This window comes from Thioclava sp. GXIMD4215 (genome assembly GCF_045291555.1).
Classification (GTDB): domain Bacteria; phylum Pseudomonadota; class Alphaproteobacteria; order Rhodobacterales; family Rhodobacteraceae; genus Thioclava; species Thioclava litoralis.
On sequence record NZ_CP149515.1, the window covers coordinates 1 to 19,002 of the forward strand.

The window sequence follows — 19,002 nt, forward strand, 5'->3', positions numbered from 1 at the left end:
CGGAACTGCTTCGCGCATATTCCCCTTCTCCCGCAGTTGCATCATAAAAAATGGCGCATTTTGCCTAATTTTTGGCGAATTCCGAGGGTGAGTTGGGCTTGACTCTGGTGGCCGATCACGAGAGATCACGCTCCGGTGATAGTGGTTAATAAATAGTTAATAAGTTCTGGACCCGTGGTTTTTGGGTGACATTGCGCTCCGCCATTTGGGATTTGGCGGGATTAAGCAAAAGTTTTTTCATCACTAGATTTGGTGTCTGAATCTCACAAAACCACGATTTATTACTATGCCGTTCCCCTCATGTTCTCAGAAGGTTAACTTATCCACAGAGTTGTCCAAGGTCATTAACCAACTGTTAGCTAAAAACCTATTGCCTCCCGTAAATTCCCGTGGCATCCCTAACTCATCGCAAAGGCGGGAACATAGAGGCACAAAGACCTCACGGCGAAAAGAGCAGTTTCATACAGGCACCCCCTGACGCGAAAAAGAGAGATCCGGCGCGCGAGCGAGCAGACATCCCCCCAGGTGGCGCGCGCAGTCGGACAGCCCAGAGATGGGAACGAGGGCGGCGGATTGGGCAGTGGCAGCAGCTCAATCCGCCGTTTTCATTCTGACCCTTCGGGGTCGCCAATACACCCGACGGCCAGAGGCAGAAGGTGCGTCGAGAGGGGCAGGAGAGGGTTCGCAATTGGCGGGCATGTTCATAGGCGAATACACCTTCAAGGTGGACAGCAAGGGTCGCATGTCGATCCCGGCTGCGTATCGCCAAGAACTGGCCGACGGTGACCCGAGCCGCCCCAATCAGGACCGCCCCCGCATGGTGATCGTCTACGGGGCCGACAATCAGAAAATGCTTACGGTTTACACGCAAAGCGCCTTCGAGGCGCTTGCGGCCGATATCGCGGCCCTGCCGCGCGGCTCGAAAAACCGTACCATCCTGCAACGTATGGTATTGTCCAAATCGCAGCCGCTGGAGATCGATCCGGATGGCCGTATGGTCCTTCCGGCATTCCTGCGCGAAAAGATCGGTCTTGAGAACGAGGCCTATTTCGCCGGTGTCGGCGAGACCTTCGAGATATGGAAGCCCGAGACCTTCGAAGATGCCGATCAGGCCAATGTGGATCAATGGATCGACGAGATGGGCGATGATTTCGACCCGCTCTCGCTTTTGGGGGCCTAAACCATGAGCGCGCCTGGCCGTCCGCATATTCCGGTTCTTCTGCGTCCCTTGCTGAAGGCTGTGGCCCCTGTCGAGGGTATCTGGATTGATGGCACCTTTGGCGCGGGCGGCTATTCGCGCGGGCTTTTGGCGGAAGGTGCAGCAACGGTGATCGGTGTGGATCGTGACCCGATGGTCTTTGACATGGCCGAAAGCTGGCGCAAAGACTATGGCGACCGGCTGCAGCTGGTGCATGGCACCTTCTCCGAAATGGATGACTATGCCGCCGGGATCGCGCCCGAGGGGCGTGTGGATGGCGTGGTGCTGGATCTGGGCATCAGCTCGATGCAGATCGATCAGGCCGAGCGCGGCTTCTCCTTCATGCAGGACGGCCCTCTGGATATGCGCATGTCGCAGAGCGGGCCGTCGGCGGCTGATCTGGTCAATACGCTGGATGAGGAGGAGCTGGCCGATATCCTCTATCATTATGGCGAGGAACGCGCCTCGCGCCGGATTGCCCGCAATATTGTGAAAGCCCGCGAGATCGCGCCATTTGCTACGACCAAACAGCTGGTCGAGGTGATCGAGCGCTCGCTTCCGCGCCCCAAGCCCGGTCAGTCGCATCCGGCGACCCGCAGCTTTCAGGCGCTGCGCATTGCGGTGAATGATGAATTCGGTCAACTGATCGAGGGGCTTGAAGCCGCCGAGCGCGCGCTGAAACCGGGCGGGCTTCTGGCTGTGGTCAGTTTCCATTCGCTGGAAGACCGTGTTGTGAAGCGCTTCTTGCAGGCGCGCTCTGGCGGGGGCGGGCAGGGCTCGCGCTATGCACCAGTGCAGAAATCCGCCGTGCCGGGCTTTGATAAGCCCTCAAAGGCTATTCCTCCGGACGAAGAAGAGCTTATAGACAACCCGCGCGCCCGTTCGGCCAAATTGCGAGTCGCGCGTCGTCTTGATACCCCCGCCGCACCGGCGGACCGTAGCACGCTGGGGCTTCCTGCCCCTGTTCTGGAACCCGCTGGCAAAGCCACGCCGCATAAACGGAGAACTCGATGAGATCGTTGATCTATCTTGCAACGGCTCTGTGTGTGATGGGGCTGGCCTTCTGGGCGTATCGCGTCAATTACGATACTCAGGACAAGCGGGACGAGCTGCGCGCACTGGATCGCGAGATCGCGTCGCTGAACGAGGGTCTGGGCGTTCTGCATGCCGAATGGGCCTATCTCAACCGGCCCGATCGTCTGCGGGAACTGGTGAACCTGAATTTCACCGATCTCGAGCTTTTGCCGCTACAGGCCGACCAATTCGCCACCGTATCGGAAATTCCCTATCCGAATCCGGTCGAGATGGCGGATCCGGATGCCCCGCAGGAGCCGGATGTCTTGGCGCAGAACGGTCAGGCGGCGAAAAACGGGCAGGCACCAAAAGAGGGGTTGTAAGATGATCCGCATTCCGCTCCGGCCTTTGGCAAAGATCATTTCGGCCCGCAATCGCGGCGAGAACCCCGACGATATCGAACGCGAGAATACCCGCATCCGTGGCGAGGCCACCCGCGACCGTGCGCGGGTGCGTGCCGAGGGGCGGCTTCTGGTGATGGGGCTCGCCTTTGTGGCGGGCTTTACCGTTGTGGGCGTGCGGATGGGTTCGCTTGCGGCCTCCGAGCCGGTCGAGCCGCGCGCGGCCGCCCCTTCGGGCATCCATGCGCAGCGGGCCGATATCGTCGATCGCGAGGGCCGCGTGCTGGCCACCAATCTTGTGACCCACGCGCTTTATGCACAGCCGCCGATGATGGTGGACCCTGTGGGCACGGTTGACAAGCTGATCAAGATTTTTCCCGATCTTGACCATGACCGGCTGATGAAGGATTTCACCGGCAACCGAAAATTCGTCTGGATCAAAAAGAAGATCTCGCCCGAGCAGATGCAGGCCGTGCATGATATCGGCGAGCCGGGGCTGTTGTTCGGCCCGCGCGAGATGCGGCTTTATCCCAATGGTGCCGTGGCGGCCCATATCCTGGGCGGGTCGCGCTTCGGGGCCGAGGGGGTGAATTCTGCCGAGATCGTGGGGACGGCAGGTGTCGAGAAAGAATTCGATAGCTGGCTGCGCGATCCGGCCAATAAGGGCGCGCCGCTGAGGCTGTCGATCGACCTGACCGTGCAGGCGGCGCTGGAAGAAATTCTGGACGGCGGCATGAAGCTGATGAATGCCAAGGGCGCCACCGCGATCCTGATGCAGGTGCAGACCGGCCAGATCGTGGCGATGGCCAGCCTGCCCGATTTCGACCCCAACAAACGCCCGCGTCCGCTGACCACAGGCGATGCCTCCGACAGCCCGCTGTTCAACCGCGCGGTTCAGGGGCTTTACGAGCTGGGCTCGACCTTCAAGATTTTTGCGGTCTCGCAGGCGATGCAGATGGGGCTGGTGACCCCTACCACCGTCGTCGATAGCCAGTCGCCGATGAAAGTCGGGCGGTTCCGTATCCGCGATTTCCACAATTACGGTGCCCATCTGACGGTGACCGATGTCATCAAACACAGTTCGAACGTCGGCACGGCGCATATTGTCGAGATGTTCGGCCCCGATGCGCAGAAGAAGTTTCTTGCCAAGCTGGGCTTTCTCAAACCGACCTCGGTCGAGCTGATCGAGGCCGAGACGGGCCAGCCGCAACTGCCGCCGAAATGGGGAGATGTTTCGGCGATGACCATCGGCTATGGGCATGGTCTGGCGGCCAGCCCGCTGCATCTGGCGGCGGCCTATGCCACCATTGCCAATCACGGTATCCGCGTCGAACCCACACTTCTGGCGGGGGTGGATAAAGGTCATGGCGAGCGGGTGATCAGCGATGATGTATCGCGCAAGGCACTGGCGATGATGCGGATCGTTGTGACGCAGGGGACGGCCTCGTTCGGCAATGTGCCGGGCTATGAGGTGGGCGGCAAAACCGGCACCGCCGATAAGGTGAAGCCGACGGGCGGCTATTATGACGACAAGGTCATCGCCACCTTTGCCGGCGCGTTCCCGATTTCGGATCCGAAATATGTGCTGGTGCTGACGCTGGACGAGCCTTCGGACAATTCCGGCCCGATCCCGCGCCGCACCGCAGGCTGGACCGCTGTGCCCGTGGCCGCCGAGGTAATCCGCCGTTGTGCCCCGCTTCTGGGCCTGCGCCCGATGCCCGCGCATGACCAGATTGCCGGTATTCAGGTCACCAAGAAGCCGGGCGAGAAGACGGTCGCCGACGAGTGATCGGGGCAGGTCGCGGGGCCTGTCCGCACCGGTCGGAATTTGCCGATACGGTCGGGCGGCAGGCAGGCGATGCGTTGACCTTGTCCACTTGCCCGCGATAAATGAAGCCTATGGGGCAGGGGCCGCTTTTGACGGAAGGCGCGTCATCTCCGGCACCCTTTTCGCCGCGCGCCGAAATTGAAACAGAGAGCCATAATCATGCCGACAGATGTGCCGCAATCGAGCCTGATCGCATTGGGGCTGACCCCGCATTCGGGGGGGGACCGCCAGATTACAGGGCTTTCGGTCGACAGTCGTCAGGTCCGGCCCGGTCATCTTTTTGCAGCCCTTCCGGGCACGAAGGTGCATGGGGCCGATTTCGTGCCTGCCGCGCTGGCCAAAGGTGCGGTGGCCGTTCTGACCGACCGCGCGGGGGCGGCGCTGGTGCAGGCGGCTCTCTCCGAGGCGGGGGCGACGCTGGTTGTGGCGGAAGATCCGCGGCAGGCGCTGGCCTATGCGGCGGCGCTGTTTTTCGGGCAGCAGCCTGCCACGATGATCGCGGTGACCGGCACCAACGGGAAAACAAGCGTGGCCACGTTCACCCGCCAGATCTGGCAGGTTCTTGGCTATGAGGCGGTCAATATCGGCACCACCGGCGTAGAGGGGGCCTATTCCGCCCCGTCCAATCACACGACCCCCGAGCCGATCACGCTGCACCGCCTTCTGGCCGAGATGGCCAAGACCGGCATCACCCATGCCGCGATGGAGGCTTCGTCGCATGGTCTGGCCCAGAAGCGGCTGGATGGTGTGACCCTGCGCGCGGCGGCGTTTACCAACTTCACGCAAGACCATCTCGATTATCACGCCACCTTCGAGGACTATTTCGCGGCCAAGGCGGGGCTGTTCGGCCGTGTCCTGCCGGAAGACGGGGTGGCCGTTATCAATATGGATGACCCCAAAGGCGAGGCAATGGCCGAGATCGCCCATGCCCGCGGGCAGCGGGTGATCCGTGTGGGGCATGGTGAAGAATGCGAGATGCGGCTTCTGGGCAAGCGTCCCGATGCCACAGGGCAGGATGTGCGCTTTGCATGGGAGGGCAAGCCGCAGATGGTGCGCCTGTCGCTGATCGGCGAGTTTCAGGCGATGAATGTGCTGACGGCTGCGGCGCTGGTGATCGGCTGCGGGGCCGACCCTCTGTCTGTGGTGCAGGCGCTGGGGCATCTGACGACCGTCAGGGGGCGGATGCAGCAAGTCGCGGTGCGCGAGAACGGTGCGACGGTGTTTGTCGATTATGCCCATACGCCCGATGCGGTGGCCACGGCGCTGAGCGCGCTGCGTCCGCATGTGCTGGGCAAGATCGTGGTGATCGTCGGGGCGGGCGGGGACCGTGACCGGACCAAGCGCCCGCTGATGGGCAGGGCCGCGACCGATCATGCCGATATGGTCTTTGTCACCGATGATAATCCGCGCACCGAAGATCCCGCCCTGATCCGCGCGGCGGTGATGGAGGGCGCGGGCCCGACCGCAATCGAGGTGGGCGACCGTGCCGAGGCCATCCTGCTGGCGGTCGACAAGCTGGAACCGGGCGATGCGCTTCTGATTGCGGGCAAGGGCCATGAGACGGGGCAGGTGATCGGTACGGATGTCTATCCGTTCGATGATGCCGAACAGGCATCGGTTGCGGTGGCTGCACTGGATGGGAAAATCTGATGACACTCTGGACCACAGCCGAGATTGCCCGTGCCACGCGGGGACGGGCCACCCTTGACGCACAGATCGGCGGGATCTCCATTGACACCCGCACGATCGCGCGGGGGGATCTTTTCGTGGCGCTGACCGCGGCGCGCGACGGCCATGATTTCGTGCGGCAGGCGCTGGATAAGGGGGCGGGGGCGGCGCTTGTGTCGCGTATTCCCGAAGGCTGTAGCGAGGCCGATCCGCTGGTGCTTGTGGCGGATGTGCTGGAGGGGCTGCAGGATCTGGGCCGTGCGGGGCGCGCGCGCTCTGGCGCGAAGGTCATCGCGGTGACGGGGTCGGTAGGGAAGACCTCGACCAAGGAGATGCTGCGCGAGGTGCTCAAGGGGCAGGGCAAGACCCATGCGGCCGAGGCCTCTTTCAACAATCACTGGGGGGTGCCGATCACGCTGGCGCGCCTGCCGGCCGATGCCGATTTCGCGGTGATCGAGATCGGGATGAACCATCCGGGCGAGATCGCGCCGCTGGCGCGGATGGCACGTCCGCATGTGGCGATGATCACCACGGTGGCTGCGGCCCATCTGGCGGCATTCGACGACCTCTTCGGCATTGCCCGCGAAAAGGCGGCGATCTTCGAGGGGCTGGAGCCCGGGGGCACCTGTGTCGTGCCCTTGGGGCTTGAGGTGTCGGACGTGCTGGTGCAGGCGGCGAAAGCGGCGGGCGAGGTGGTGACGTTCGGGGCGGATGAGGCGGCAGATTACCGGCTGGTCAGGGTGGATATTCATGGCGATACTACCGTGGTGCAGGCCGATGCGCGCGGGCAGGATCTGCTTTTCAAGGTACAAAGCCCGGGGCGGCATTTTGCTTCCAACGCTTTGGGCGCGATTGCCGCCTGCGCCGCGCTTGGCTGCGAGCAGGCGGTGGCGGCCATCGATCTGGGGCATTGGGTGCCACCGGCGGGGCGCGGCACGCGCGAGAGGGTGCTGTTTGACCCGATCAACCCCGAACAGGGGATCGATCTGTTTGATGATGCCTTCAACGCCAATCCGACCTCGATGGCGGTGGCGCTTGAAATGCTGGCCGCCCAGATGCCGCAAGATGGTGTGGGGCGGGTCAAGCATGGCCGCCGTGTGGCCATTCTGGGCGAGATGCTGGAGCTGGGGCCGGGCGAGGCGGAGATGCATGCGGGGTTGGCGCGTCTGGCACCGATGGCGTCGATCGATGTGGTGCATATGGTCGGTCCGCGCATGGCGGCCTTGCGCGATGCGCTGCCTGCGGCCAAGCGCGGCGAGTGGTATGAAACGGCGCAGGACATGGTCAGCCGCGTGCGCCATCTGGTCGATGCGGGCGATGTGATTTTGGTGAAAGGCTCCAAGGGGTCGAAGGTGAGCCTTGTTGTCGAGGCGCTGCGTAAGCTTGGTCAGCCGGTTTCGACCGAGGTATAAAGGATAAGACGGAATGCTCTATTGGTTGACAAATCTTTCGGACGGGGGCGACCTCTTCAACCTGTTCCGTTACCTGACCTTCCGTGCGGGAGCGTCGTTTTTTACCGCGTTGATCTTCGGGTTCCTGTTCGGTCCGGCACTGATCAATTTCCTGCGTCGCACGCAGGGCAAAGGGCAGCCGATCCGCAGCGACGGGCCGGAAAGCCATCTGGCCAAAGCCGGTACGCCGACCATGGGGGGCTTGCTTATTCTGGCCTCCATTCTGGTGTCTACGCTGCTTTGGGCGCGGCTGGATAACGGCTATGTCTGGCTGGTTCTGATGGTGACGGTGGGCTATGCGCTGATCGGGTTCGCCGATGATTACGCAAAGGTCTCCAAGCAGAATACCAAAGGCGTCAGCGGGCGCGTGCGGATGGGATTGGGGCTTTTGCTTGCGGCGGTTGCAGGGGTGTGGGCGGCATGGCTGCATCCGGCAGATCTGTCGGGGCAACTGGCGGTGCCGGTGTTCAAGAATGTGCTGATCAATCTGGGTGTGCTCTTCGTGCCTTTTGCGATGCTGGTGATCGTGGGGGCGGCCAATGCGGTCAACCTGACCGACGGTCTGGACGGTCTGGCGATCATGCCCGCCATGATCGCGGCAGGCACTTTGGGGGCGATTGCCTATATCGTGGGCCGGAGCGATTTCACCTCCTATCTGGATGTGCATTACGTGCCCGGCACCGGCGAGATTCTGGTGTTTACGGCGGCACTGATCGGCGCGGGGCTTGGGTTCTTGTGGTATAACGCGCCGCCTGCGGCGGTGTTTATGGGCGATACGGGGTCTTTGGCGCTTGGCGGCGCGATCGGGGCGATTGCGGTGTGCACCAAGCACGAGATCGTTCTGGCGATTGTCGGCGGGCTGTTTGTTGTGGAGGCCATGTCGGTGATCATTCAGGTGGCCTATTTCAAACGGACCGGCAAGCGGGTGTTCCTGATGGCACCGATCCACCACCATTTCGAGAAGAAGGGGTGGGCGGAGAGCCAGATCGTGATCCGGTTCTGGATTATTTCGCTGATCCTTGCGCTGATCGGTCTTGCGACGTTGAAGCTGCGCTAAGAGAGGGGGCTGTCTGCCCCCTTTTGGGCCTTGCGGCCCAATTCACCCCCGAGGATATTTCGGGCAGCTGGAAACAGGCGACATGGGAAGGGTTTTGTCATGATTGCAGTACGCGGTGTCGAGGGGCAGAAGATTGCCGTTCTGGGCTTGGGCCGTTCTGGGCTGGCGACAGCGGCAGCGTTGCAGGCGGGCGGGGCCGAGGTGCTGGCGTGGGATGACAGTCCGGAGGGCCGCGCGCGGGCGGAGGCGGCGGGGTTTGTCTGCCGCGATCTGTCGAAGGCGGGGGCTTTCGAGGATGTCGCCTTGCTGGTGGTCTCGCCGGGGATTCCGCATCTTTATCCGCATCCCAACCCGATTATCGCGCAGGCGATGCAGATGGGTGTGCCGGTGGATAACGATATCGGGCTGTTCTTCCGCTCTTGGGCGGGGCCGGACTGGGACAGCTTCGACGTGGCCCCGAAGACGATCTGTGTGACCGGATCGAATGGCAAATCCACCACCACCGCGCTGATCCATCATGTTCTGACCCATTGCGGGCGTCGGTCGCAGATGGCGGGCAATATCGGGCGCGGTGTGCTGGATCTGGAGCCTGCCGAGGATGGCGATGTGGTGGTGCTGGAATTGTCGAGCTATCAGACCGATCTGGCGCGGGCCTTGACGCCGGATGTGGCGGTGTTCACCAATCTGTCGCCGGACCATCTGGACCGCCATGCGGGAATGGGTGGTTATTTCGCGGCCAAGCGGCGGCTCTTTGCCGAGGGCGGGCCGGATCGGGCGGTGATTGGTGTGGACGAGCCCGAAGGGGTCTATCTGGCCAATCAGATCGCCACCAACCGCGAGGATGACCGGCTGATCCGTATTGCCGTGTCGCGCAAGCTGGGCGATTGGGGCTGGTCGGTTTTCGCGCGCAAGGGGTTTCTGGCCGAATGGCGCAAGGGGCGGCAGGTGGCCTCTATCGACCTGCGCGCGATCAAGGGGCTGCCGGGGGCGCATAACCACCAGAATGCCTGTGCGGCCTTTGCGGCACTGCGCGCCATCGGGCTTGCTCCGCGCGAGATCGAGGCCGCTTTCCACAGCTTTGCCGGTCTGCCCCATCGCAGCCAGACCGTTGCCGAGAAAGGCGGGGTGGCGTGGGTCAACGACTCCAAGGCGACCAATGTCGATAGTGCGTCCAAGGCGCTTCAGGCTTTCAAGAATATCCGCTGGATTGCGGGCGGGCTTGGGAAAGAGGGCGGGGTTGCCTCGCTGGCCAAGGATCTCGAACATGTGAAAAAGGCCTATTTCATCGGCCACTCGGCGCGGGATTTCGCCTTGCAGCTGACGGGGCTGGACCATGAGATCTGCGAAACGATGGACGCCGCTGTGGCGGCCTGTGCGCGCGATGCGGTGGCCGGAGATACCGTGCTGCTGGCACCGGCGGCGGCCAGCTTCGACCAGTATGGCAGCTTCGAAAAGCGCGGCGAGCATTTTGTCGCGCTGGTTGAGGCGCTGGCCGACTGAGAATCGCAAAGGTTTTCCGTTGTATAAATCAGGCTTTCCCTTTTATGGGATGGCCATGCATTTTCCTGAGTAGGAGCGGCGCGCGTTCTGGCGCACAGATCGCGGCAATCTCGTGGCGAAATCCTGCGAAATGCGCCGTAAATCGGACATAGTTTATCTGGCCATAAGGCATAAATTGCGCTAGCATCGAAGGCAGACCCGGAAAACGGGCATTTTTTCGAGGCAGTACGGCAGTAACAGCCCATGACAGATATGGTTTTCGGCACCGCGCCTTCGCGCGTCGGTGAACCTGTACTTCCACGCTGGTGGCGGACCCTTGACAAATGGGCGCTGTCTTGCGTGTTGATCCTGTTCGGGATCGGGATGCTTCTCGGGCTTGCGGCCTCGGTGCCGCTGGCCGAGAAGAACGGTCTTGAGGCGTTTTACTATGTGAAGCGTCAGGCCTTCTTTGGCGGTGCGGGCATCGTTGCCATGCTGCTGACCTCGATGATGAGCCCGCGTCAGGTGCGACGTGTGGGCGTGCTGGCCTTCTTTGCCTGCTTTGCCGCCATTCTGGCCTTGCCCTTCGTCGGCACGGATTTCGGCAAGGGGGCGATCCGCTGGTTCTCGTTCGGTTTTGCATCCGTGCAGCCTTCGGAATTTCTCAAGCCTGCCTTCATCGTGACCGCAGCATGGTTCATGGCGGCGGCCCATGAGATCGCAGGCCCGCCCGGTCGGCTATATTCCTTCATCCTGATGGTCATCATCGTGCTGATCCTTGCGATGCAGCCCGATTTCGGTCAGGCCTCGCTGATCCTCTTTTCGTGGATGGTGATGTATTTCGTCGGGGGCGCGCCGATCATGCTGCTTGTCTCGATCGGGGGGCTGACAGCCATCGGGGGCTTTACCGCCTATAACCTTTCCGACCACTTTGCCCGCCGTATCAATGGCTTCCTGTCCTCGGAGGTCGATCCGCGTACCCAGATCGGCTATGCCACCAACGCCATTCAGGAGGGCGGCTTCTTTGGCGTGGGCGTGGGCGAGGGCACAGTGAAATGGTCGCTGCCCGATGCGCATACCGATTTTATCATCGCGGTCGCGGCGGAAGAATACGGCCTGATCCTCGTGCTGATCATCATCGCGCTCTATGCCACGGTCGTCATGCGCTCGATGCTGCGTCTGATGCGCGAGCGTGATCCCTTCACCCGTCTGGCAGGCTGTGGTCTGGCCGCGGCGTTCGGGGTGCAGGCCTTTATCAATATGGGCGTGGCAGTGCGTCTTCTGCCTGCAAAGGGCATGACGCTTCCCTTTGTCAGCTATGGCGGTTCGTCGATGATCGCCTCGGGGATTGCCGTGGGCATGTTGCTCGCGCTGACCCGCTCGCGCCCGCAGGGGCAGATTTCGGATATTCTGGCGCGCAACAAACGCGGTTGAGAGGGGCTGGCATGACACAGGAGGCGGCACCTCTATTGCTGATCGCGGCAGGCGGCACGGGGGGGCATATGTTCCCCGCGCAGGCTCTGGCCGAAGAAATGGTGCGCCGTGGATGGCGTGTGAAGCTTTCCACCGATGATCGCGGCGCGCGCTATGCGGGCGGCTTTCCGCATGTGGTGCAGGTGGAACAGGTCAGCTCGGCGACGTTTTCGCGCGGGGGCCTGCTGGCGCGTCTGCTGGTGCCGCTGAAAATTCTGGGCGGTATCGCCTCGGCGGTGGGGCGCAACCTGCGGGATAAACCTGCCGCTGTGGTGGGCTTTGGCGGCTATCCGACAATTCCGGCATTGGCTTCGGCACAGTTGCTGGGGCTGCCGCGTGCGATCCATGAACAGAATGGCGTGATGGGCAAGGTCAACCGCAAATTCGCCCCCAAGGTGAATGCGGTGGCCTGCGGCACCTGGCCGACCGACCTGCCTGCCGGTGTGCGGGCAATCCATACCGGAAATCCGGTGCGCGGGGCCGTGCTGGAGCGGGCAGGGGCCCCCTATATCGTGCCGGGAGACTATCCTATGTCGCTGCTGGTGATGGGCGGGTCGCAGGGCGCGCGCATCCTGTCGGATGTGGTGCCTGCCGCACTGGCCCTGCTGCCGCCCGAGATCCGGCGCAATCTGCGGGTGGCGCATCAGGCGCGGCCCGAAGATCTGGAGCGGGTGATTGCCGCCTATGAAGAGGCAGGGATCACCGCCGAGGTCCAGTCGTTTTTCAATGATGTGCCGCGCCGTCTGACCGAGGCGCAGCTTGTGATCTCGCGCTCGGGGGCGTCTTCGGTGGCCGATATCTCGGTGGTCGGGCGTCCGGCTATCCTGGTGCCTTTCGCCGCCGCTGCGGGCGACCATCAGAGCGCCAATGCCAAAGGGTTGACCGAGGCCGGTGGTGCGATTGTGATCCCCGAAAGCCGTATGACCCCGGAGACCTTGGCCGAACAGGTGGCCCTGGTGCTTGCAAACCCCGAGGGCGCCTTGCAGATGGCGCGCGCAAGCCAGAGCTATGGCATCACCGATGCCACGGCACGGCTTGTGGATATGGTGGAACAACTGACAGGAGACGCGCGATGAACGCGACGAAACTACCCGGTGAACTTGGCCCGATTCATTTCATCGGCATGGGTGGGATCGGCATGTCTGGCATCGCCGAAGTGCTTTTGACCCAAGGCTTTACGGTGCAGGGATCGGATGCGAAAGCCTCCAAGATCACCGACCGGCTGCAAGAGCTGGGCGCCACTTTCTATGAGGGCCAGCGCGCCGAGAATATCGGCAATGCGGGGGTCGTGGTGATTTCTTCCGCGATCAAGCGCGGCAATCCCGAGCTGGAAGAGGCGCGCAAGCGTGGCCTGCCTGTTGTGCGTCGCGCCGAGATGCTGGCCGAGCTGATGCGCTTGCGTTCGAATATCGCGATTGCGGGGACGCATGGCAAAACCACCACCACGACGATGGTGGCCACCCTGCTGGACAAGGGCAATTTCGACCCGACCGTGATCAATGGCGGGGTGATCCATGCCTATGGCTCGAATGCGCGGGCGGGCGAGGGCGAGTGGATGGTGGTCGAGGCCGATGAATCCGACGGCTCGTTCAACCGGCTTCCGGCGACGATTGCGATTGTCACCAATATCGACCCCGAGCATATGGAGCATTGGGGCAATTTCGATGCCCTGCGCAAAGGGTTCTACGATTTCGTCTCGAATATCCCCTTCTACGGGCTGGCGGTCTGCTGCACCGACCACCCCGAGGTGCAGACGCTTGTGGGCAAGCTGACCGACCGTCGTGTGACGACCTTCGGGTTTAACGCTCAGGCCGATGTGCGCGCGCTGAACCTGCGCTATGAACGCGGGATCGCGCATTTCGACATAGCCCTTCAGGGCGAGGAACATGACGAGGCAGGCCGCGCCAAGCTGATCGAGGGCTGCACCCTGCCGATGCCCGGCGACCATAACGTGTCCAATGCGCTGGCGGCTGTGGCCGTGGCCCGCCATCTGGGCATGAAGCGCGACGAGATCCGCGAGGCGCTGGCCAATTTCAAGGGCGTGAACCGCCGCTTCACCAAGGTGGGCGAGGTTCTGGGCGGCGTGGCGATCATTGATGATTACGGCCACCACCCCGTTGAAATCGCAGCCGTTCTGAAGGCGGCCCGTCAGGCTGTTTCGGGCACGCCCGGCGCGCGGGTGATTGCTGTGCATCAACCGCACCGCTATTCGCGCCTGCATTCGCTGTTTGATGATTTCTGCACCTGCTTCAACGAGGCCGATGTGGTGGCCATCGCCGAGGTCTATTCGGCGGGCGAGGACCCGATCGAGGGCGCGACCCGCGAGGGCCTTGTGGCGGGGTTGATCCAGCATGGTCACCGCCATGCCCGCGCGATCCTGTCCGAGGACGATCTGGCGCGGCTGGTGCGTGAACAGGCGCGCCCCGGCGATATCGTGGTCTGCCTCGGGGCAGGGACGATTTCGACCTGGGCCAACGGGCTTCCGGCAAAGCTGGGCGCCTGATCTGTTTCGTCGGCCTTGAAGGGGGTGGGCGTTTGACAAGTGTGGCGCATGCCGTCGGAAACCGGCGTATTGCGCGTTGAAAAACAGAGACATGTTTTGTCTCTGGACGATGTCCGGGCTGTCCGCCGGTCAGGATGTCGCACTGGGCCGGTCTGTCATGGGCCGGCCATTTCTTGCCAGCAACCCGATTGCAGGGGGGCAGCATCTGTTTTCCGGCAGCCGGACCCGACGCGGGGTCCCGTCACCAGAGACCCGAAGTCCAAGGCCGATATCAGAGGAATGGAGCCGTCATAATGTCACTCTCGCTCACCCTTGCCTGCCTATGGGGCGTCTTTGCCTCGGTTCTGGCGATGGGGCCGCAACGTTGGCACTGGGTCGCGGCTTGGGTGCTGATTGTGACGGGGGTGCCGATCCTCGGGGCGGTGACCTATCAGCAGGGGCCGCTTTGGGGCTTGGTGGTGCTGGCGGCGGGGATGTCGGTCCTGCGTTGGCCGCTGCACCGGCTGATTGCCCGCCTGCATGCCGAGCCGCGTCCGGCGGACAACCGTCAGGACGCCTGATCGCGATCCGCCTTCTGCGATAAATCGGGATAAATAGCGCGAGGGCTTGCCGTGCTGACAGGGCTTCGCTAGGAACGCCTGTATGACCGATATGCTTTCTCCCTCTTCCTATCAGCCGCGCGGTGCCCTGACGCCGCAGCGCGCATTGTCCGAGCTGACATGGCTGCGTGTGGGTGGTCCGGCCGATTGGCTGTTCCAGCCTGCCGATACGGACGATCTTTGCGCGTTTCTGGCGGGGCTGCCGGAGACGGTTGCGGTGTTTCCGATGGGCGTCGGCTCGAACCTGATCGTGCGGGATGGCGGGCTGCGCGCCGTGGTGATCCGTCTGGGCCGTGGCTTCAACGGGATCGAGATCGAAGGCACGCGCATTCGGGCGGGCGCTGCGGCGCTGGATGCGCATGTGGCCCGCAAGGCGGCAGCAGGCGGCGTGGATCTGACCTTTTTGCGCACCATTCCCGGCTCTGTCGGCGGCGCGGTGCGGATGAATGCCGGGTGCTATGGCACCTATGTGGCCGACCATCTGGTGGAAATCGGTGTGGTCACGCGGGCGGGGGAGGCACGTCGCCTTCATGCGGCCGATCTGCATCTGGCCTATCGCCAGAGCGCGCTGCCGGAAGGCTGGGTGATCACCGATGCCGTGTTCGAGGGTCTCCCCGCCGAACCCGCCGATCTCGAAGCGCGCATGGCCGAACAGATCGCCAAGCGTGACGCCTCCCAGCCCAGCAAGGAGCGCAGCGCAGGCTCGACCTTCCGCAATCCGTCGGGGTTCAGCTCTACGGGGCGGGCCGATGACGTGCATGATCTCAAGGCGTGGAAAGTCATCGACGATGCCGGAATGCGTGGGGCCCGTCTTGGCGGGGCGCAAATGTCTGAAATGCATTCCAACTTCCTGATCAACGCGGGCGGTGCCAGTGCCGCCGATCTGGAAGGTTTGGGGGAAGAGGTCCGCAAAAAGGTTTTGCTCAACAGCGGAATTGAGCTACAGTGGGAAATCATGCGCGTCGGAGAAAGATAAGGCCATAGAAGAAGGGCCGTCTTTTGGCAGTAACCGATGGGCTTAACCAAAAGCGCAAAACGGGGAAAACCCCGACGAGGCAAAGTATGGCGGGTAAGTCGAGCAGGACGACCCAGCTTGTGGCGGTATTGATGGGTGGCGCGTCCGCAGAGCGGGATGTGTCTCTTTCTTCTGGGCGCGAATGCGCCATCGCCTTGCGGGCTGCGGGATATGAGGTGATCGAGGTCGATGCTGGCCCCGATCTGGCGCAGCGTCTCACCGAAATCGAACCGGATGTCGTCTTCAACGCGCTGCATGGCCGCTGGGGCGAGGATGGCTGTGTGCAGGGGCTGCTGGAATGGCTGCGTCTTCCCTATACGCATTCGGGGGTGCTTGCCTCGGCCATCGCGATGGACAAGGACCGCTCGAAGCAGGTCTATGCACAGGCCGGTCTACCGGTGGTCGACAGTGTGATTGCCGCGCGCGACGAGGTGCGTAAGCGCCATGTCCTGCCGCCGCCTTATGTGGTCAAACCCAATAATGAAGGCTCCTCCGTCGGCGTCTATATCGTGCAGGAGGCGGCCAATAGCCCGCCGCAGCTTTCCGATGACATGCCCGAAAGCGTCATGGTGGAAACCTATGTGCCGGGGCGCGAACTGACCTGTGCCGTGATGGAAGACCGCGCCTTTTGCGTGACCGAGATCGTGACCACCGGCTGGTATGACTATCAGGCCAAATATTCGGCAGGTGGCTCGCGTCATGTCTGCCCCGCCGATATTCCCGAAGAGATCGCGACGGCCTGTCAGGATTTTGCGCTGCGGGCGCATAAGGCGCTTGGCTGCCGCGGTGTCTCGCGCACCGATTTCCGTTGGGATGACACGCGCGGATTGGCGGGGTTGTTCCTGCTGGAAACCAATAACCAGCCCGGTATGACGCCGACATCGCTGGTGCCGGAACAGGCGATGCAGGCGGGGATCGACTTTCCTGCGCTGTGCCGCTGGATGGTGGAGGATGCCTCATGCGGAAGGTAGGGGCGTCGCATGATCCGTCCAAGGCGGATGCGGGCAGATGGGCGGGCACACGCGCGGTTGGCGGTGCCTCGCGCAGCCAGCAGGGCCAGCTTTACGTGCGTCGCTCGTCGCGCCGTAAGGACCCTGCCCCCTCGCGTCTGGCCTTCCGGCTGAACCGGCTCTGGCTGACGCCCATCGTGCGGTCGCTGACCCGTATCGGGGTGCCGACCTTTGCCGTGGTGCTGGGGCTGGGGATCTATTTCGGGGATTCCGGTCGGCGCGCGGATATGCTGCAGACCTACGAGGATATCAAGGCCTCGATCCAGAACCGTCCCGAATTCATGGTCAATGAACTCAAGGTCGAGGGGGCAAGCCCCGAGGTCGAGCGGGCGGTCTATACGATGCTGCCGACCGGTTTGCCGGTCTCTTCCTTCAATATCGATCTGGACCAGTATCGCGAGACGATCATGCGGCTGGATGCGGTGGCGGATGCCTCGATCAGCATCAAATCCGGCGGGGTGCTGGATGTGGTGGTGACCGAACGCACGCCGGTGATTTTGTGGCGCACGGCGACGGGGCTGGAGATGCTGGACCACGGGGGGCATCGCGTTGCGACGCTGATCGACCGTGCCGCGCGCTCCGATCTGCCGTTGATTGCCGGTGTCGGTGCCAATCAGGCGGTGCCCGAGGCGTTGGCGATCCTGAAGGCGATGGGGCCGCTTCTGCCCAAAGCGCGCGGTCTGATCCGTGTGGGCCAGCGGCGTTGGGACATTGTTCTGGAGGGAGATCGCCGCGTGATGCTGCCGCAGGATACGCCGGTACAGGCGGTCGAGCGGCTTCTGGCGATGAATACCGCCGAAGATGTGCTTGCCCGTGATTTTACGCGGATCGATTTGCGTGACAAGGATCGCCCCACGATCCGGCTGACACCCCATGCGATGGAAAGTTATCGCGCCATCGCCCATAATTACTGAGCCATAGCTACCGAGATTGCATCCTATGCCCGATTTTTACCAAGCCCAGAGAGCGATGCGCAATATGCGCAAGGCCGCGATGCAGCGCGGTGTTGTTGCGCTTCTGGATATAGGCACATCGAAGATTGTGTGCTTGGTGCTGAAAATCGAAGGGCCGAGCGGTCTGGCAGAGATGGAGGGCGGCGGGCCTCTGGCGGGGCAGGCGGGCTTCAAGGTGATCGGTGCGGCCACCACACAATCGCGCGGGGTCCGCTTTGGCGAGATCGACACGATGGCGCAGACCGAGCGGGCGATCCGCACCGTGGTGCAGGCCGCGCAGAAGAAGGCCGCAATCCGTGTGGATCATGTGATTGCCTGCTTTGCGGGCGGCGAACCGCGCAGCTACGGGCTGACCGGCCAGATCGATATTGCCGGAGATCAGGTCACGGGGCAGGATGTGGGCCGCGTGCTGGCCGCCTGTGATGTGCCTGATTTCGGGGCAGGGCGCGAGGTGCTGCATGCCCAGCCCGTCAATTTCGCGCTTGATCACCGGTCGGGCCTGTCGGACCCGCGTGGCCATGCGGGGCGCAAGCTGGCAACCGATATGCACCTGCTGACGGTGGACGGGTTCGCGCTGCAGAACCTTGTGAATGCGATCCGGCGCTGCGATCTGGAGCTGGCCGGTGTGGCAAGCTCTGCCTATGTGTCGGGCGTGGCCAGCCTTGTCGAGGATGAACAGGAACTGGGGGCCGCCTGCATCGATTTGGGCGGTGGCGCGTCGGGCCTGTCTATCTTTATGAAAAAACACATGATCTACTCCGATGCCGTGCGCATGGGCGGTGATCATATCACCTCCGATATTTCGGCGGGGCTTCAGGTTTCGGGCCAGTTGGCCGAGCGGCTGAAGACAATTCATGGCGGGGTCCATGCGACCTCGATGGATGACCGCGAGCTGATCGAGCTTTCCGCCAATTCCGGCGATTGGGAAAAGGACAGCCGCACCGCCACCCGCGCCGAGCTGATCGGCATCATCCGGCCCCGCGTCGAGGAGATCTTCGAGGAGATCAAGGCGCGGCTGGATGTGGCGGGCTTCTCGCATATGCCCAGCCAGCAGATCGTGCTGACGGGCGGCACCAGCCAGTTGCCCGGTATTGACGGTATGGCGGCGCGAATCCTCGGCCATAACGTGCGCTTGGGGCGGCCGCTTCGCGTGCAGGGGTTGCCGCAGCAGGCGACATCTGCCGGTTTTAGCGCCATTGTCGGTCTGGCGCTGCATGCGACCAACCCGCAGGACGAGTGGTGGGATTTCGAGATCCCCGTCGACCGGCTGGGCGGGCGCAGCTTCCGCAGGGCGTTCCGCTGGTTCAAGGATAACTGGTAAAGCCCAGAGGCTTGCGCGCCAATCTTAATGTT

Annotated in this window: 16 protein-coding genes; all 16 read left to right on the forward strand. The window is 62.8% G+C overall.

Translation table 11 applies throughout. The features are described 5' to 3' along the window. Window positions 1–697: 697 nt before the first annotated feature. The 16 genes from mraZ to ftsA all read left to right on the forward strand — a co-directional run bounded on the left by mraZ (window position 698) and on the right by ftsA (window position 18,970). Window positions 698–1,180 carry a division/cell wall cluster transcriptional repressor MraZ gene (mraZ, locus tag WDB86_RS00005; protein ID WP_406721678.1) on the forward strand — a complete coding sequence of 161 codons (483 nt, stop codon included), beginning with the start codon at window positions 698–700 and terminating at the stop codon, window positions 1,178–1,180. Window positions 1,181–1,183: 3 nt separating this feature from the next. Then, window positions 1,184–2,212 (forward strand): 16S rRNA (cytosine(1402)-N(4))-methyltransferase RsmH, encoded by a 1,029-nt coding sequence (gene rsmH, locus WDB86_RS00010; RefSeq protein ID WP_406736246.1) that lies wholly within the window; start codon window positions 1,184–1,186, stop codon window positions 2,210–2,212. Further along, entirely contained in the window at window positions 2,209–2,595 is a 387-nt protein-coding gene (locus tag WDB86_RS00015; RefSeq protein ID WP_339107796.1) for a cell division protein FtsL, read from the forward strand. The genes rsmH and WDB86_RS00015 overlap by 4 nt, the downstream gene beginning before the upstream one ends. A gap of 1 nt (window position 2,596) precedes the next feature. After that, complete coding sequence (locus WDB86_RS00020) at window positions 2,597–4,402, forward strand: penicillin-binding protein 2 (RefSeq protein WP_339107795.1); 1,806 nt, start codon at window positions 2,597–2,599, stop codon at window positions 4,400–4,402. Between the two features lie 198 nt (window positions 4,403–4,600). Next, the gene (locus tag WDB86_RS00025; RefSeq protein ID WP_339107794.1) at window positions 4,601–6,091 is read left to right on the forward strand and encodes a UDP-N-acetylmuramoyl-L-alanyl-D-glutamate--2,6-diaminopimelate ligase; all 1,491 of its coding nucleotides are present in this window, start codon (window positions 4,601–4,603) and stop codon (window positions 6,089–6,091) included. Continuing rightward, on the forward strand, window positions 6,091–7,521 hold the full coding sequence (murF, locus tag WDB86_RS00030) for a UDP-N-acetylmuramoyl-tripeptide--D-alanyl-D-alanine ligase (protein ID WP_406736247.1): 1,431 nt from the start codon (window positions 6,091–6,093) through the stop codon (window positions 7,519–7,521). The genes WDB86_RS00025 and murF overlap by 1 nt, the downstream gene beginning before the upstream one ends. 13 nt (window positions 7,522–7,534) lie before the next feature. Next, window positions 7,535–8,617: a phospho-N-acetylmuramoyl-pentapeptide-transferase gene (mraY, locus tag WDB86_RS00035; protein WP_339107793.1), complete on the forward strand. Its 1,083-nt coding sequence runs from the start codon at window positions 7,535–7,537 to the stop codon at window positions 8,615–8,617. A gap of 99 nt (window positions 8,618–8,716) precedes the next feature. Beyond that, window positions 8,717–10,117, forward strand: a complete 1,401-nt coding sequence (murD, locus tag WDB86_RS00040) for a UDP-N-acetylmuramoyl-L-alanine--D-glutamate ligase (RefSeq protein ID WP_406736248.1) — start codon at window positions 8,717–8,719, stop codon at window positions 10,115–10,117. Window positions 10,118–10,360: 243 nt separating this feature from the next. Beyond that, window positions 10,361–11,530 carry a putative lipid II flippase FtsW gene (gene ftsW / locus WDB86_RS00045; RefSeq protein ID WP_339107791.1) on the forward strand — a complete coding sequence of 390 codons (1,170 nt, stop codon included), beginning with the start codon at window positions 10,361–10,363 and terminating at the stop codon, window positions 11,528–11,530. 11 nt (window positions 11,531–11,541) lie between these two features. Next, window positions 11,542–12,645 (forward strand): UDP-N-acetylglucosamine--N-acetylmuramyl-(pentapeptide) pyrophosphoryl-undecaprenol N-acetylglucosamine transferase, encoded by a 1,104-nt coding sequence (locus WDB86_RS00050; RefSeq protein ID WP_339107790.1) that lies wholly within the window; start codon window positions 11,542–11,544, stop codon window positions 12,643–12,645. Continuing rightward, window positions 12,642–14,072: a UDP-N-acetylmuramate--L-alanine ligase gene (murC, locus tag WDB86_RS00055; RefSeq protein WP_339107789.1), complete on the forward strand. Its 1,431-nt coding sequence runs from the start codon at window positions 12,642–12,644 to the stop codon at window positions 14,070–14,072. The genes WDB86_RS00050 and murC overlap by 4 nt, the downstream gene beginning before the upstream one ends. A 293-nt stretch (window positions 14,073–14,365) precedes the next feature. Beyond that, complete coding sequence (locus WDB86_RS00060) at window positions 14,366–14,632, forward strand: DUF2484 family protein (protein ID WP_339107788.1); 267 nt, start codon at window positions 14,366–14,368, stop codon at window positions 14,630–14,632. Between the two features lie 91 nt (window positions 14,633–14,723). Then, window positions 14,724–15,647 carry a UDP-N-acetylmuramate dehydrogenase gene (gene murB / locus WDB86_RS00065; protein ID WP_406737058.1) on the forward strand — a complete coding sequence of 308 codons (924 nt, stop codon included), beginning with the start codon at window positions 14,724–14,726 and terminating at the stop codon, window positions 15,645–15,647. An 86-nt stretch (window positions 15,648–15,733) separates the two neighbouring features. Next, entirely contained in the window at window positions 15,734–16,657 is a 924-nt protein-coding gene (locus WDB86_RS00070) for a D-alanine--D-alanine ligase (protein WP_406721055.1), read from the forward strand. Continuing rightward, a complete protein-coding gene (locus tag WDB86_RS00075) occupies window positions 16,645–17,610 on the forward strand; it encodes a cell division protein FtsQ/DivIB (RefSeq protein ID WP_406736249.1) in 966 nt (321 codons plus the stop codon). Before WDB86_RS00070 ends, WDB86_RS00075 begins: the two co-directional genes overlap by 13 nt. A gap of 25 nt (window positions 17,611–17,635) precedes the next feature. Continuing rightward, window positions 17,636–18,970 (forward strand): cell division protein FtsA, encoded by a 1,335-nt coding sequence (gene ftsA / locus WDB86_RS00080; RefSeq protein ID WP_339107784.1) that lies wholly within the window; start codon window positions 17,636–17,638, stop codon window positions 18,968–18,970. Window positions 18,971–19,002: the final 32 nt, after the last annotated feature.